The organism is Streptomyces vilmorinianum (assembly GCF_005517195.1).
Taxonomy (GTDB): domain Bacteria; phylum Actinomycetota; class Actinomycetes; order Streptomycetales; family Streptomycetaceae; genus Streptomyces; species Streptomyces vilmorinianum.
Window position 1 is genome coordinate 2,825,238 of record NZ_CP040244.1, and the last position, 15,716, is coordinate 2,840,953.

Consider the following 15,716-nt stretch of genomic DNA (forward strand, 5'->3'; position numbering starts at 1 on the left):
GCGAGGGGACCGGGCCGTCTCCGATTCCGTGGCCGATTCCGTGGCCGGCTCTCAGGCCGCTTCGGACAGCGCCGCCGTCTCCGGCCGGCGTATCGCCGTGGCCCCGTGGCCCGGCTCGCCGTCCGTCGTCACTCCGGCCTTGCGCGCCCGGCGCCGCTCGCGTCGCAGCTGACGTGCCGTACTGCTCGGCTCCGACACCACACCGTTGCGCTGCCGCCAGACCTGACGCGTGATCCAGACGTCGAGCACGCTCCAGGTCGCCACGACCGTGCTGCCCACCGAGCTGAGCAGCATCGGAAACGCGAGCCAGGAACCGCTGACCGCGCAGAAGAACGCCACCATCGCCTGTATCAGTGTCACCGACGTGAGCAGCACGGCTCGAACGGCGGCGGTACGCACCGGGTCCGGCATCCGGCGCCGCCCCCTCTCGTCCTCCACCCACAACTGCCGCGCCGACCGCGCCTCATGCTCCATCGTGTTGTCACACTCCCCACCGCTGACCCGTCCTCAGAGGTGGTTGCCCGTCATGAACCGCTTTACGCGGACACACCCCTCCCCGTACACAATGACGCTCGGCGGAGGGAAAAGGTTTCCCCGCCCCTGTACCGGAACGAATACTTCCAGCCATCCCCGGTAGCAGCGGCCGCCCTGTCCTGCCAGGTGTCCTGCGCCACAGTGGTGAATCCCAACTCCCGGAATACCAGGACATCTCATGATCAACTCTCACTCGACAGGCTGAAAATCGCCCGGACGTGCCTTCGAGATGGCTGTGATGCAGTAGTAGGCTCGCGCCGCCGTTTGTTGAAGCTTGGTTGACGCCTCGTGTTGACGCAGTGTGTTGACGCCGAGCGTCGCAAAGGAGGACCTCCGCGCCCGGTGGAGGCCGAACTGGGGGAGGCCATGCGCTTTCGCGGGAAGTCCATCCGCCGGAAGATCGTGGCGTTGTTGCTGGTGCCGCTCGTCTCTCTCACCGGTCTCTGGGGATTCGCGACGGTGCTCACGGGCCGCGAGGCCGACCAACTCCTCGACGTCGCCTACATCGTCGACAAGGTCGGCTACCCCGTGGAGGACACGGTCCGTGTCATCCAGAAGGAACGCCGCCAGTCGCTCGTCTACCTCGCGGACCCACGCGCCTCCGACGCCCTCGCGACCCTGCGCAGGCAGCGCGAGGCCACCGACCGTCAGATCGCCGTCATCCAGCGCAACGCCGCCGACTCCGGCGTACGGGACGAGATGCGGCCCCTCGCCTCCCAGCGACTGGGCTCGCTCCTCGAAGCGCTCGACAGCCTGGCCTCGCTGCGCCGCTCCGTCGAGGACCGCAGCATCGGCCGCATGCAGACCCTCGACTTCTACAACCGTCTCGTCGACCCCTGCTACAGCTTCCTGATGACCCTCCACGCCCTCGAGAACGTGGAGATGGACAAGCAGGGCCGCGCACTCGTCGGCGTGACCCGCGCCCGCGAACTGCTCTCCCGCGAGGACGCGTTGGTCGTCTCCGCGCTCATCGCCGAGCGCATCACGGCCCAGGAGCTCCGCGAGGTCTCCGATCTCATCGCCAACCGCGAGCAGTTCTACGAGGTCAACCTCGAAGTCCTGCCCACCCGTGAGCGGGAGCTCTTCGAGAGGTACTGGAGCAGCCCCACCACGGCACCGCTGCGCCACGCCGAGGAGGCGCTGATCCTCGCGGGGCCGGCCAAGAACCCCCGCGCCATCACCGCCAAGCGCTGGGAGGAGCAGGCGAGCCCGGTCCTCGACGACCTCGCCCGCGAGAACACCGCCGCGGGCGACCGCTACCAGGAACGCGTCCAGCCCGCCGCCTACAGCGTGCTCCTCAAGGCCGGAATCGCCGGCGTCCTCGGCTTCCTCGCCCTGCTGATCTCCGTCGTCGTCTCCGTCCGCGTCGGCCGCTCCCTCGTCCGCGACCTGCGCCGGCTGCGCAAGGAGGCCCAGGAGGTCTCCGGCGTACGCCTGCCCAGCGTGATGCGCCGCCTCGCCGCCGGCGAACACGTCGACGTCGAGACCGAGGTGCCGCACCTGCGGTACGAGGAGGACGAGGTCGGCCAGGTCGGCCAGGCCCTCAACACCCTCCAGCGCGCGGCCGTCGAAGCCGCCGTCAAGCAGGCCGAGCTGCGTCGCGGTGTCTCCGATGTCTTCGTCAACCTGGCCCGCCGCAACCAGGTCCTGCTGCACCGCCAGCTGACCCTCCTCGACACCATGGAACGGCGCACCGAGGACACCGAGGAACTCGCCGACCTGTTCCGGCTCGACCACATGACCACCCGCATGCGCCGCCACGCCGAGGGCCTCGTGATCCTCTCCGGCGCCGCGCCCTCCCGGCAGTGGCGCAAGCCCGTCCAGCTCATGGACGTCGTGCGCGCGGCCGTCGCCGAGGTCGAGGACTACGAGCGGATCGAGGTGCGCCGGCTGCCCCGGCTCGGCGTCGGCGGCCCCGCCGTCGCCGACCTCACCCACCTCATCGCCGAACTCCTCGAGAACGCCACCGTGTTCTCACCGCCGCACACCGCCGTCCAGGTGCTGGGGGAGCGGGTCGCCAACGGCTTCACCCTCGAGATCCACGACCGCGGCCTCGGCATGAACCCGGACCTCCTCCTGGACGCCAACCTCCGCCTCGCCGAGACCCCCGAGTTCGAGCTGTCCGACACCGACCGCCTCGGCCTCTTCGTGGTCAGCCGGCTCGCCCAGCGCCAGAACGTCCGCGTCTCGCTGCAGCCTTCGCCGTACGGAGGCACCACCGCGGTCGTCTTCATCCCGGCCGCCCTGCTCACCGACGCCCCCGAGACCCAGGGCGCGGGCTTCCGGCTGGATCGCAAGAGCCTGGACCGGGTGCCCCAGGACCGTGAGAAAGGCGCCGCCGAGCAGCCGCGACGCCGCCCCGCGCTCACCAAGGTGCCGGGCGGGCTGCCCCCGGCCAACGGTTCGGCGCGGTCAGCGGCCTCCTCGCTCCTGGACGGCCCGCTCGACGGCCCCGTCGAGCTCGAGGCCCCCCTCGGCACCTCCGGCTTCGAGGACCTGCTCGACCCGTCCGCGGACCTTGAGGACACCGAGAGCGAGCGCGGCGGCCTCTTCCGTCCGCGCCGCGGCCTCGCGCCGGCCCCGGGCGGCGAACAGCACCAGCAGGCCCCGGACCAGTCGGCCGACCGCGTGCACGACCCGGCGCACGACCGCGGCCCCGTGCCGCTGCCGCGCCGCCGCCCGCCCACGCTCGTCGTCGACCACGGCCGCCGGATCGACGAGCCGGGCCGGGCCCACCCGACCTCCACCCCCGACGCCCACGACGTCCCTGAGGCCTCCGAGGCCCGGGACGCCCGGGACGTCTCCGACGTTTCCGACGCCCAGGGCGGGGCGCGGCGCACGCCGCCCACGCTCGTACCCGTACCGCCCGACGGGCCCGCGCCGTTCGGCGGACTGCCCCGCCGGGTCCGCCAGGCGAGCCTCGCGCCCCAGCTGCGCGAGACGGGGGAACGCGCCGACGCACCGGCACCCACCGGCTCCACGGCCTCCGCCGAGAACGACTTCGAGCGGGACGCCGAGGAAGTGCGCCGACGCATGGCGTCCATGCAGCGCGGCTGGCAGCGCGGACGCCGGCAGAACGACGACACAACAGCACCAGGAACGACACCCGAGGGGGACGGTCGATGACCGCACCGAACGCCGCAGCAACCAACACCTCCGGAAACGGCAACGGCGAGCTGAACTGGCTCCTCGACGAGCTGGTCCAGCGGGTGGCGTCCATCCGCAAGGCACTGGTGCTCTCCAGCGACGGACTCCCCACCGGTGCCTCCGCCGAGCTGACCCGGGAGGACGGCGAGCACCTCGCCGCCGTCGCATCCGGCTTCCACAGCCTCGCCAAGGGCGTCGGCCGCCACTTCGAGGCGGGCCGCGTCCGCCAGACCGTGGTGGAACTGGAGGACGCCTTCCTCTTCGTCACGGCGGCGGGCGACGGCAGTTGTCTCGCCGTGCTCGCCGACGCCGACTCGGACGTCGGCCAGGTCGCCTACGAGATGACGCTGATGGTCAAGCGGGTCGGCGCCCACCTCGCGACGGCGCCCCGCTCCGGCCCGTCCGCCGGAGGATGAGTTGGGGGGAAGCCATGACTGACGGCACGACCGACCGCACGACCGACGGTATGCCGGGGGCCGGCCCGCAGGACCAGGGACAGCACCCGGCCGGCCACCACTGGTTCGACGACGAAGCCGGACCGGTGGTCCGTCCGTACGCGATGACCCGCGGCCGGACCAGCGCCGCGACCCGCCACCGTCTCGACCTGATCGCCGTGGTGGTGCCCGAGCCGGCCGCCGACGACCCCGGCCGCGACCAGACGCTCTCCCCGGAACACGTGGAGATCGTCGAACGCTGCTCGGAGACCCCCCAGTCGATCGCCGAGCTCGCCGCCGGACTCGACCTCCCCGTCGGGGTGGTCCGCGTCCTCGTCGGCGATCTCGTCGAGGACGAACTCGTCCATGTGACCCGCCCCGTTCCGCCGGCCGAGCTGCCGGACGTGAGCATTCTCCGCGAGGTGATCAATGGCCTTCGGGCGCTCTAGCCGCAAGAAGCCGCTCGTCGAACCGGTGACTCTGAAGATCCTGGTCGCGGGCGGATTCGGGGTGGGCAAGACGACACTGGTCGGCGCCGTCAGCGAGATCAGACCGCTGCGCACCGAGGAGATCCTCAGCGAGGCGGGACGGCCCGTCGACGATCTGCACGGGGTGGAGCAGAAGTCGACCACCACGGTCGCGATGGACTTCGGGCGCATCACGCTCCGAGACGACCTGGTGCTCTACCTCTTCGGCACACCCGGCCAGGACCGCTTCTGGTTCCTCTGGGACGAGCTGGCCCAGGGCGCGCTCGGGGCGATCGTCCTCGCGGACACCCGCCGCCTGGAGGAGAGCTTCGCGGCGATCGACTACTTCGAGCGGCGCGGCATCCCCTTCACGGTGGCGGTCAACTGCTTCGAGGGCGCCCGGCGGTTCCCCGCGGAGACCGTGCGCGGGGCCCTCGACCTCGACCCCGAGGTCGAGCTGCTGATGTGCGACGCGCGCGACCGGGAGTCCGTGAAGAACGTCCTCGTGGCCGTGGTCGAGCACGCCCTCGTCCTGGCGGACCGCGGAGCCGCCCCGGTCGCCACCTGAGCGGCGCGCCGTGACGGTGGTGGTGGCGCTGCTCAACGCACCGCCACCACCGCCGATCCGTGCCCGAACAGCCCCTGGTTCGCGGTGATCCCGGCCCGGGCGCCGGGCACCTGACGGCTCCCCGCCGTGCCCCGCAGCTGCCAGGTGAGCTCGCAGAGCTGCGCGATGGCCTGCGCGGGCACGGCCTCGCCAAAAGAGGCGAGACCCCCGCTGGTGTTGACCGGGACGCGGCCGCCGAGCGCCGTGACCCCCTCCCGTACCAGCTTCGCGCCCTCGCCCGCGCCGCACAGACCGATGTCCTCGTACCACTCCAGTTCCAGCGCGGTCGACAGGTCGTACACCTCCGCCAGCGAGAGGTCCTCGGGCCCGAGCCCCGCCTCCTCGTACGCGGCCCGCGCGATCGACGCCCGGAAGCCGTGCGGCGCGGGAGAGGCGGCGACCGCGGAGTCGGTCGCGATGTCCGGCAGGTCGAGGACCGCCTTCGGGTACGTCGGAGTGACGGTGGAGACCGCCCGGATACGCACCGGGTCCGGGTGCCCGTGCCGGCGGGCGAACTCCATGCTGGAGAGCACCAGCGCCGCCCCTCCGTCCGAGGTCGCGCAGATGTCGAGCAGCCGCAGCGGATCGGCCACGACGGCCGAGGCCGCGACCTCCTCGGCGCTGACCGCCGTACGGTAGCGGGCGAGCGGATTGAGCGCGCCGGCCGCCGCGTTCTTCACCTTGACCTGGGCGAAGTCGTCCACCGTGTCCCCATGGAGGGCCATCCTTCGGCGGGCGTAGAGCGCGAAGTACGCGGGGTTGGTCGCCCCGAGGACCCGGAAGCGCAGCCAGTCGGGGTCGTCCGGCCGCTCCCCGCCCGCCGGGGCGAAGAAGCCCTTGGGCGCCGAGTCCGCGCCGACGACCAGCACCACGTCCGCGAGGCCGGCGAGGATCTGGGCACGGGCGGCGCCGACCGCCTGCGCCCCCGAGGCACAGGCCGCGTACACGCTGGTGACGCGCGCCCCCTGCCACCCCAGCGCCTGGGCGAACGTCGCGCCCGCCACGTACCCCGGATACCCGCACCGCACGGTGTCGGCCCCCACCACGGAACCGACGTCCCGCCAGCTCAGCCCGGCGTCGGCGAGCGCCGCGCGGGCCGCCGCCGTCCCGTACTCGACGAAGCTGCGCCCCCACTTGCCCCAGGGGTGCATCCCTGCACCCAGCACGGCGATGTCGTTCACGACCGCTCCTCCCTCACGCGCGCGTGCACCGGAGCTGGCCGCCAGTGCCAGGTGGTCCAGATGTGCGCGTCGTCCTCGTTCAGGACGCCCGGCACCACCTCGACCTCCATGCCGATGGCGAGGTCGGCGGTGCGCACCCCCGGCGCCGCCTGCCCGAGCACCACCATCGCCTCGGCCTCGAGCTCCACGGCGACCAGCGTGTACGGCTCCCAGGGCGCGTTCGGGTCGGAGACGTAGGGAGCGGGCGGGCGGTAACGGCCGTCGGTGAACGACCACACCCGGCCGCGCCGCGAGAGGGGCGTCTCGACGAGCTCGCCGCCGCCCGGGCAGCCGGGGTTGCGGCACCAGGAGTCCTCGCGGGGGAAGAAGACCGAGGCGCAGGCCGCGCACCGGGTCCCGAGGAGCCGGAAGTTCTCCTCCTCGCTGTCGTCCGTGAACCATCCGGCCACCACCGGCCTGCGCGTCCGTGTCACGACGGCCCTCCCCGAACCCCGAGATCGACAGAATCTGACGAAGCGTCAGAAGTCTGCCACGGATGCCGCGCGCTGAGAACCGTAACGGCCCCTCCCGCGTCCCTACGTACGGAACGGGCGGCCGGGACCCACGGGGGTGGTCCCGGCCGCCCGTCATCCCTCCGCCCTCAGTGCCCGGCCACCGACCGCCGCGCCACAGGGAAGTCGAAGAACGTGCTCGGGAACGGCTCCGGCTTGAAGGTGAAGTGCCACCACTCCTCGGGCAGATTCACGAAGCCCTGCTCCGCCAGCGTCCCTTTCAGGAGCTGTCGGTTGGCCCGCTGTGTCCCCTGGATCCGTGGGTCCTCGGTGTGCGAGAGCGTGTCGAAGCAGTCGAAACCGGTGCCCATGTCGACGGAGTTGTCCGGGAAGCGCTCTGCCTGCGGCGCGGAGCACTCCACCAGCTCCTCACCCGGCACATACGGGCGGGTGGGCGCGGCCGGGAGCCGCACGATCGTCACATCGACCGTCGAGCCGCGGCTGTGCCCGGACTTCTCCGCGATGTAACCGTCCGCGAACAGTCTCGACTTGTCGACCAGGGGATAGAACTCCTTCTTCATCCGCTCGTCGTCGAGGTCCTTCGCCCAGCGCACGAAGTGGTCCACGGCTCGCTGTGGCCGGTAGCAGTCGTAGACCTTCAGCGAGTAGCCCTGGGCGAGGAGCTTCACCTGCGCGCGGTGCAGCGCCTCGGCGGCCGGGCGGGTCAGGATGCACAGCGGCCGGCGGTAGCCGTCGACCGGCTCGCCCACGAAGTTGTGCTCCGAGGTGTAGCGCATCTCCTGAAGGATCGTCCGGTCCACCGAGCTCAGCGCCACGAACTCCTTCGGCGCCTTCGGCTCAGGCCTGGCCTGCGCGGACGGTACGGCGGCGGTGGCGGCGAGCAGACCGGCGGCCGCCGACACGCCGAGGGTACGGAAAACGGAAGCAAGTCCTGTCATGTGCACCGTCTATCAGTTCCATGGAGCACGGGAAAGAGTGATCGCATACGGTCCTGTCGTGAAGGACACCTACTGCTCCAGCTGCGGCACCCGCTACGCCGAGACCGCCGACTGGCCCCGGACCTGCGCCGCCTGCGGCTCCGTCGCCTACCGCAACCCGCTGCCCGTCGCCGTCGCCCTGCTCCCCGCAACGGACGCCCGGGGGACGGGACTTGTCGTCATCACCCGCACGATCGAACCCGCCAAGGGCGGTGTCGCCCTCCCCGGGGGCTTCATCGACCACGCCGAGGACTGGCGCGACGCCGTCGTCCGCGAACTGCGCGAGGAGACCGGGATCGAGGCGCCGGCGGGGGAGGTGCGGCTCGCCGACGCGCTCAGCTCCCCGGCCGGACACCTGCTCCTCTTCGGCCTGCTCCCGGCCCGCCCGGCCGCGGAACTGCCGCCTTCGGCGCCGACGGACGAGACCACCGGCTGGCATCTGCTCAACGCCCCGGCGCAGCTGGCGTTTCCGCTGCACACGGAGGCGGCGCGACGCTGGTTCGAGGGCAGGTACGCCTGAGGCCCGGCGCGGGATATCGGATCCAGGCCGCTGGATCCTGGATCTTGGATCCAACATCCAGGATCCGAACCCCGATCGACCGTTACCCCCTCAAGCCGCGCACCCGCACCGGAAGCCCCGCCTCCACCACACCGTCGTCCGTCACCCGCTCCACCACCACCCGGCCGTCCACGAGCCGTGAGGTGTACCGCTCGATCTCGGCCTTCTCCCACCCGTCCCCGGTGTCCCGTACGACGAGCCCGCCGCCCGTCCGCCCGGCCGCAGGCGCCCACACCTCCAGCTCGAGACCCTCGTCCTCCCCCCGTACCGGAATCACCGCCCCCGCACGCGCGAGCACCGGGATCCGGGACAGGGGCGCGTCGAGCAGGACCTGCCCCGGCCCCTCGTACGCCCGCCCCGTCGCCGTGTCGTACCAGCGCCCGCGCGGCAGCCGTACCGCCCGCCGGTCGGTGCCCCGGGCGAGCACGGGCGCCACGAGCAGCGCGTCGCCGAGCAGAAACGCGTCCTCGCAGTCCCGCAGCGCCCGGTCCTCCGGTGTGCCCCACCACACCGGCCGTACGTACGGCGCCCCGGTCAGCCGGGCGAGCTGGGCGAGCGTGACGAAGTAGGGCCGCATGCGCTCCCGCTCGGCCAGCGCCACGCGCGCGTGCTCCAGGACGTCGGGACCGAACTCCCACGGCTCGCGCCGCCCCGCGTCGATCGCCGCGTGCGTACGGAACAGCGGAAGCCACGCCCCCAGCTGGTACCAGCGCAGGAACAGCTCCGGCGAAGGACTCCCGTCGAAGCCACCGACGTCCGGCCCCGAGTACGGCACCCCGCACAGACCGAGACCGAGCACCAGAGCCAAGGACGCCCGCAGCCCCGGCCACCCCGTCGACACATCGCCCGACCAGGTCCCGCCGTACCGCTGCATCCCCGCCCAGCCCGAGCGGGAGAAGAGGAACGGCCGCTCGTCCGGCCGCAGCCGGCGCAGCCCCTCGTACCCGGCCCGCGTCATCGTCAGCCCGTACACGTTGTGCGCCTCGCGGTGGTCGCCGCCCCGCCCGTCGAGGGCGTGCCGGGCCGAGCGGGGCAGCGACTGGTCCCCGAAGGGCGAGAAGGACACCGGCTCGTTCATGTCGTGCCAGAACCCCGAGAAGCCCTGCGCGAACCGCTCCTCGTACAGGCCGCCCCACCACTCCCGTACCGCGGGATCGGTGAAGTCCGGATAGGCGCACTCGCCCGGCCAGACCACCCCGTGCACCTCGTTCCCGCGCCCGTCCCGGACGAAGGCGCCGAGCGCCGTCCCGCTGTCGTACACCGCGTTCCCCGGCTCCGCCTTCACCGCGGGGTCCACGATCGACACGAGCCGCACGCCCTGCTCCCGCAGCTCGGCCGCGAGCCCCGGCAGATCGGGGAACCGCTCACGGTCCACCGTGAACACCTGGTGCGCGTCATGGTGGTCGATGTCCAGATGCAGCACGGACAGCGGCAGCCCCCGTTCGCGGTAACCGGCCACCACCCGCCGGACCTCCCGCTCGCTGCCGAACCCCCAGCGCGCGTGCTGCGGACCCAGCGCCCAGGACGGCGGCAGCGCGGGAGCCCCCGTCAGCGCCGCCCAGCCGTGCAGCACGCGCGCGGGGGTGGTGCCGACCACCACCCAGCAGCGCAGCGGCCCGCCCCCCATGCGGACCTCGCTGGTCCCCGGCCGGTCGTGTCCGGAACCCGCGCCCTCCTCACCTTCGGTGAGCGTGACCCGGCCGTCCCAGGAGTTGTCGTGGAACGCCAGATGCGTGCCCGCGTCCGAGACGACGAACTGCACCGGCATCGTGATGTACAGGGGATCGTCGCCGGGGGAGAAGCTCCCCTTGGGATCGGTGTTCCACAGCCGGTACGAGCCGTTCGGCAGCCGCGGCCCCGACGCCCGGCCGCCGAGCCCGAAGAACCGCGCGTCCGCGGGCACCTCGCTCCGCTGCACCCAGCGCGCCGGCCCACCCGCGACCGGCTCCCACCAGCGCGGCGGCAGATCCCGGCGCAACATCACCCCGCCAGGGGTACGGATCTCCACCGCCCCGTGCCGGGACACCGCGACCGTCACCCGTTCCGACACCACCCGCCAGCCGCCGTCGGTGTCCGGCTCCAGCCGCGCCCTGGGGTCCGGCTCGGGCGGCTCGCCGGCCAGCGCGTACGACGGCAGCGGCTCGGCCCCGTCCCAGCCCCAGAAGACCGAGCCCCCGGCCGACACGCTGATCATCAGCTCCGAGCGGGCGAACCGGACGATCCCGCCCCCGGGCAGCGGCGCCGCCTCACCCACCGGGCCCGGCACCCGCGCCCGCTCCGTCCCCCTCGGCGGCAGCCCCCACGCATCCGTCCGACGCTGCCGCCACGCCGAACGCACCGCCCGCAACCCCTGCACCGATCCGAACACCCTCACCGAACGCACCAGCTCACGACCGTCCATGCTGCTCACCCTGCCATTCGGCAGGACGCGCGCGAGGTCCGTTCAACTGCCGTTCACCCGTGGTGGGAGCACATATTCAGCCGCCCGACCATGGGCGGGGAACCCTGGTGCGAATGACCATGACATGGCATCGTCCCTGTCAGCCGCGTCACGCGCACACCCCAGCACGTGCGCGCGACACACGCAGACCCCGCGTACGCCCAGGGAGCCGACCCATGACATCAGCCCACACCGAGCCACTGTGGCAGCCGGACGAGGAACGGATCGCCGCCGCCGCGGTCACCCGTTTCCAGTCCTGGGCCGCCGAGCGCCACGGAGCCCCGGCCGAGGGCGGATACCCGGCCCTGCACCGCTGGTCGGTGGACGAGCTGGAGTCCTTCTGGCAGGCCGTCGTCGAGTGGTTCGACATCCGCTTCTCCACCCCGTACGAGCGCGTCCTCGGCGACCGCTCGATGCCCGGCGCCGAGTGGTTCCCGGGAGCCACCCTCAACTACGCCGAGCACGCCCTGCGCGCCGCCGCGGAGCGCCCCCACGACCCGGCCCTGCTGCATGTGGACGAGACACATGAGCCGCGCCCGATCACCTGGGCCGAGCTGCGCCGACAGGTCGGCTCGCTCGCCGCGGAGCTCCGCGCCCTGGGGGTCCGCCCCGGCGACCGCGTCAGCGGCTACCTGCCCAACATCCCCGAAGCCGTCGTCGCCCTGCTCGCCACGGCCGCCGTCGGCGCGGTGTGGACCTCCTGCGCGCCGGACTTCGGCGCGCGCAGCGTCCTCGACCGCTTCCAGCAGGTGGAGCCGGTGGTCCTGTTCACCGTGGACGGCTACCGCTACGGCGGCAAGGAGCACGACCGCCGCGACACCGTCGCCGAGCTGCGCGCCGAGCTCCCCACGCTCCGCGCGGTGGTCCACATCCCCCTCCTGGGCACCGAGCCCCCCGAGGGCGCGCTGGCCTGGTCGGACCTGACCTCCGCCGACGTCGAGCCGGTCTTCGAGCAGGTGGAGTTCTCCCACCCCCTGTGGGTCCTGTACTCCTCCGGTACGACGGGCCTGCCCAAGGCGATCGTGCAGTCCCAGGGCGGCATCCTGATCGAGCACTTCAAGCAGCTCGGCCTGCACTGCGACCTGGGCCCTGAGGACGTGTTCTTCTGGTACACCTCCACCGGCTGGATGATGTGGAACTTCCTCGTCTCCGGCCTCCTCACGGGCACCACCGTCGTCATCTACGACGGAAGCCCCGGCTACCCCGACACCGGCGCCCAGTGGCGCGTCGCAGAACGGACCGGCGCGACGCTGTACGGCACCTCCGCCGCGTACGTCATGGCCTGCGCCAAGGCGGACGTCCACCCCGCCCGGGACTTCGACCTCTCGGCGATCAAGTGCGTCGCGACCACCGGCTCCCCGCTCCCGCCCGACGGCTTCCGCTGGCTCCACGACGAGGTCAGGGAGAACCTCTGGATCGCCTCGGTCAGCGGCGGCACCGACGTCTGCTCCTGCTTCGCCGGCGCCGTACCCACCCTCCCGGTCCACATCGGCGAACTCCAGGCGGCCGGCCTCGGCACCGACCTGCAGTCCTGGGACCCCTCCGGCAAGCCGCTGATCGGGGAGGTCGGCGAACTCGTCGTCACCAACCCCATGCCGTCCATGCCGATCCGGTTCTGGAACGACCCCGACGGCAGCCGCTACCGCGACAGCTACTTCGAGATGTTCCCGGGCGTCTGGCGCCACGGAGACTGGATCACGATCACGGACCACGGCTCGGTCGTCATCCACGGCCGCTCCGACTCCACCCTGAACCGCCAGGGTGTACGCATGGGCAGCGCCGACATCTACGAGGCCGTCGAGCGGCTCCCGGAGATCCGCGAGTCCCTGGTCATCGGCCTGGAGGAGCCGGACGGCGGCTACTGGATGCCGCTCTTCGTCCACCTCGCGCAGGGCGCGACCCTGGACGACGCGCTGATCGCCCGCATCAAGCAGACGATCCGCACCGAACTCTCCCCGCGCCACGTCCCCGACGACATCATCGAGGTCCCGGGCGTCCCCCACACCCTCACGGGCAAGCGCATCGAGGTCCCGGTCAAACGCCTCCTCCAGGGCACCCCCATGTCGAAGGCCGTCAACCCCGGCTCGGTCGACAACCTCGACCTCCTCCACTTCTACGAGGAACTGGCCCGCACCCGGTCGAAGTGACGTCCGGGTGAGAGGTGGGGGCGGGGGAGATCCCCCGCCCCCACCTCTCACCCCCGCTACCCCCCGTACGTCGCCTGCGCCTCCCCCAGCACCTCCGCGAAGTCCGACGCCAGCCGCCCCGCCGCCTCCACCCCCAAGGCCCCCGTCGTGATCCGCACCGCCGTCGGCGACGCGATACGGAACCGTGCCCCGGCCGCGACCCACCACCCGCGCGTGCGCAGCCCGTTGACCACCGCCGACTCGTCCCGCACCGGCACCCACACATTGAGCCCGCTCGACCCGACCGCCGCGATCCCGTGCCCCGCCAGCGCGTCGATCAGCGCCGTGCGCCGCGAGGTGTACGCCTCCTCGCCCGCCGCCACCAGCGCCGTCACCGACGGGTCGCCGAGCAGCCCGGTCACCGTCTCCTGCAGGATGTGACTGACCCAGCCGGAGGTCATCAGCATCCGCCCGTCGTGCCGCGCCAGCGTCGCCGCGTCACACGCGAGCCCGGCCCACCGCAGGTCGATCCCCAGATGCTTCGACACGGTCCGCACCTGCGCCCACCGCCCGAGGCCGGCCGACGCCAGCGGGAACGCCCGCGCCCCCGCGATGTCCGCGTTGTGATCGTCCTCGATGACGAGGACCTCGGGGAACTCCCCGAGGACCGCCACCAGTTCGTCCCGCCGCTCCCGGGTGAAGAACGCACCCGTCGGGCACTGCCCGCGCGGACTGCACACCACCGCCCGCACCCCGGCCCGCAGCGCCGCCCGCAGAGCGTCCGGCACGAGCCCCTCCCCGTCCACGGCGACCGGCACCATCCGCAGCCCCAAGGCCGGTACGAGGTCGAGCAGATGGTGGAACCCGGGATCCTCCACCGCCACCGCGTCCCCCGGCCGCAGCTCCGTCGACAGCAGCCGCGCGATGCAGTCCAGCGCGCCGTGCGCGAAGGTCACATGCTCCGCCGGCACCTCGTCCCGCCCGAACCAGGCCCGGGTCAGCTCCTCGAGCGCGCCCAACCGAGGCGCGGCGCGGTGTGATCCGTAGACCGGGCGCACCAGAGCGGGCGGCCGCAGCGCGGGCAGAAAGGCCGGGTCGGGATGGCCGCCCGCGAGATCCACCAGACCCGCCGGCACCCGCGGCGGCCGTCGCGAGGCCACCGACGGCACGTCCGCGACGACCGTCCCGCCCCGTCCGCGCGTCACGACGACGCCCCGCTGCCGCAGCTCCTTGTACGCGGTGGCGACCGTGCCGGGACTGACCCCCAGCTCGTCCGCCAGCCGCCGTACCGGAGGCAGCGCGTCCCCCGGCCCGAACCCGCCCTCGGCCACGCCCCGTTCGACGGACGCGGCAATGCCCTTGGCTGTCGTCCCACTGATCGCATATTGTGTTGCCACGTACGAAACTATGTACTGATACAAACCAATAGTCAAGGGGGGCACCGGTGAGCAAGCGACCGCACCGGCCGACATGGAAGCAGCGCATCCCCGGAGGCCGCGACGGCCGCCGCATGCTCGTCATCAGCTTGATCGACAAGACCGGCACGGGACTCTGGGCCACCGCCATGGCCCTCTACTTCACCTACGTCTCCCACCTCGGCCTCGCCCAGGTCGGCCTCCTCATCGCCATCTCCGGCGGCGCCGGCCTCGTCGGAACCCCTCTCGCCGGACGCCTCGCCGACCGCTTCCCCATCACCCGCCTCCTCGTCGGCGCCCAACTCCTGCGCGCCGCCGGCCTCCTGGCCCTGCTCACCACCGACAACTACGCCCTGCTGGTGCTCTACTCGGCCATCGGAACCCTGCCCGACCGCGCCACCAACGTCCTCACCAAGCTGTTCGCCGCCCGCGTCGCAGGACCCGAACGCGCCCGCTACCAGGCCATGTACCGCACCACCGCCAACCTCGGCTGGACCTTCGGCGGCCTCGGCGCCGCGGCCGCCCTCGCGGTCGCCACCGCCACCGCCTTCCAACTCCTCCTCATCGGCAACGCCGTCTCGTACGTCCTGATGGCCGCCCTCACCCTGCGCTGCGCCGAACCCCCCGCGCCCGCCCGCGCCGTCGCCGACTCCACCACCGGCGCCCGGACCGACAAGCCCGCCACCCCCTGGCGCGACCGCACCTTCCTGCTCTTCACCGCCACCGAGGCCGCGCTCTTCCTCGACGACTCGATCCTCCAGGTCGCCCTGCCGCTCTGGATCGTCCACGCCACCGACGCCCCCGTCGGCCTCGCCCCCCTGCTCCTGGTCATGAACAGCGTCCTCGTGGTCCTCTTCCAGGTCCCGATGTCCCGCTTCGGCACCACCACGGAGTCGGCCCGGCGACTCCTCGCACCCCTCGCCGGCCTGTTCGCCCTCGGCACCCTCGCTCTCGCCGCCTCCGCCCTCGGAGGCCGCACCCTCGCCGTCGTCGCACTCGTCGTCGCGGCCCTGGCCCTCACCTTCGCCGAGCTCGTCCACACCACCGCCTCCTGGGAGCTCTCCCTCTCCCTCGCCCCCGACGCCGCCCAAGGCGCCTACCTCGGAGTCCACGGCCTCGCCGCCGCCACCCAGCGCTTCGCCGGCCCCCTCCTGCTCACCGCCGTCATCTCCACCGGCCCCCTCGCCTGGACCCTCCTCGGCGCCGGCCTCGTCACCACCTGCGCCGCACAGCACCGCCTCGTCCGCCGACGCACACGCGAGCAGTCACTGTCAGTGCCGACAGTTACGGTGAGTGAGCACTGATCGACAGCGCTCA

At 72.6% G+C, this 15,716-nt stretch carries 13 protein-coding genes; 7 read left to right on the top strand and 6 right to left on the bottom strand.

Annotation, left to right across the window (positions count from 1 at the left end; all coding sequences use genetic code 11):
* Window positions 1-51 precede the first annotated feature (51 nt).
* On the bottom strand, window positions 52-474 hold the full coding sequence (locus FDM97_RS13260; RefSeq protein ID WP_254705573.1) for a hypothetical protein: 423 nt from the start codon (window positions 472-474) through the stop codon (window positions 52-54).
* Window positions 475-900: 426 nt separating this feature from the next.
* Here FDM97_RS13260 and FDM97_RS13265 point away from each other — a divergent pair, with 426 nt between their 5' ends.
* The 4 genes from FDM97_RS13265 to FDM97_RS13280 are packed head-to-tail and all read left to right on the top strand — an operon-like array spanning window position 901 to window position 5,150.
* Window positions 901-3,660, top strand: a complete 2,760-nt coding sequence (locus tag FDM97_RS13265; RefSeq protein ID WP_137994793.1) for a sensor histidine kinase — start codon at window positions 901-903, stop codon at window positions 3,658-3,660.
* On the top strand, window positions 3,657-4,097 hold the full coding sequence (locus FDM97_RS13270; RefSeq protein ID WP_137990614.1) for a roadblock/LC7 domain-containing protein: 441 nt from the start codon (window positions 3,657-3,659) through the stop codon (window positions 4,095-4,097). The genes FDM97_RS13265 and FDM97_RS13270 overlap by 4 nt, the downstream gene beginning before the upstream one ends.
* Window positions 4,098-4,147: 50 nt before the next feature.
* Entirely contained in the window at window positions 4,148-4,564 is a 417-nt protein-coding gene (locus FDM97_RS13275; protein WP_137994794.1) for a DUF742 domain-containing protein, read from the top strand.
* A complete protein-coding gene (locus FDM97_RS13280; RefSeq protein WP_137990615.1) occupies window positions 4,545-5,150 on the top strand; it encodes a GTP-binding protein in 606 nt (201 codons plus the stop codon). Before FDM97_RS13275 ends, FDM97_RS13280 begins: the two co-directional genes overlap by 20 nt.
* Window positions 5,151-5,182: 32 nt before the next feature.
* On the opposite strand, the gene FDM97_RS13285 is transcribed toward FDM97_RS13280, so the two are convergent.
* The 3 genes from FDM97_RS13285 to FDM97_RS13295 all read right to left on the bottom strand — a co-directional run bounded on the left by FDM97_RS13285 (window position 5,183) and on the right by FDM97_RS13295 (window position 7,820).
* Entirely contained in the window at window positions 5,183-6,370 is a 1,188-nt protein-coding gene (locus tag FDM97_RS13285; protein ID WP_137990616.1) for a lipid-transfer protein, read from the bottom strand.
* Window positions 6,367-6,843 carry a Zn-ribbon domain-containing OB-fold protein gene (locus FDM97_RS13290; RefSeq protein WP_137990617.1) on the bottom strand — a complete coding sequence of 159 codons (477 nt, stop codon included), beginning with the start codon at window positions 6,841-6,843 and terminating at the stop codon, window positions 6,367-6,369. Before FDM97_RS13290 ends, FDM97_RS13285 begins: the two co-directional genes overlap by 4 nt.
* A 167-nt stretch (window positions 6,844-7,010) precedes the next feature.
* Window positions 7,011-7,820, bottom strand: coding sequence for a M15 family metallopeptidase (locus tag FDM97_RS13295; RefSeq protein WP_137990618.1), 810 nt, complete (start codon window positions 7,818-7,820; stop codon window positions 7,011-7,013).
* Between FDM97_RS13295 and FDM97_RS13300 the strand changes: the two genes are divergently transcribed.
* Window positions 7,819-8,379 (top strand): NUDIX domain-containing protein, encoded by a 561-nt coding sequence (locus tag FDM97_RS13300; protein WP_137990619.1) that lies wholly within the window; start codon window positions 7,819-7,821, stop codon window positions 8,377-8,379. The two genes, FDM97_RS13295 and FDM97_RS13300, sit on opposite strands and share 2 nt — an antisense overlap.
* A gap of 82 nt (window positions 8,380-8,461) precedes the next feature.
* Here the strand turns inward: FDM97_RS13300 and FDM97_RS13305 are convergent, their stop codons facing one another.
* Window positions 8,462-10,819 (bottom strand): glycoside hydrolase family 31 protein, encoded by a 2,358-nt coding sequence (locus FDM97_RS13305; RefSeq protein ID WP_137990620.1) that lies wholly within the window; start codon window positions 10,817-10,819, stop codon window positions 8,462-8,464.
* Window positions 10,820-11,034: 215 nt separating this feature from the next.
* On the opposite strand from FDM97_RS13305, the gene FDM97_RS13310 reads away from it, so the two are divergent.
* Window positions 11,035-13,005 carry an acetoacetate--CoA ligase gene (locus tag FDM97_RS13310; RefSeq protein WP_137990621.1) on the top strand — a complete coding sequence of 657 codons (1,971 nt, stop codon included), beginning with the start codon at window positions 11,035-11,037 and terminating at the stop codon, window positions 13,003-13,005.
* Window positions 13,006-13,061: 56 nt separating this feature from the next.
* Here the strand turns inward: FDM97_RS13310 and FDM97_RS13315 are convergent, their stop codons facing one another.
* The gene (locus FDM97_RS13315) at window positions 13,062-14,381 is read right to left on the bottom strand and encodes an aminotransferase class I/II-fold pyridoxal phosphate-dependent enzyme (protein WP_137990622.1); all 1,320 of its coding nucleotides are present in this window, start codon (window positions 14,379-14,381) and stop codon (window positions 13,062-13,064) included.
* Between the two features lie 47 nt (window positions 14,382-14,428).
* Here FDM97_RS13315 and FDM97_RS13320 point away from each other — a divergent pair, with 47 nt between their 5' ends.
* On the top strand, window positions 14,429-15,703 hold the full coding sequence (locus FDM97_RS13320; RefSeq protein WP_284440287.1) for an MFS transporter: 1,275 nt from the start codon (window positions 14,429-14,431) through the stop codon (window positions 15,701-15,703).
* Window positions 15,704-15,716: the final 13 nt, after the last annotated feature.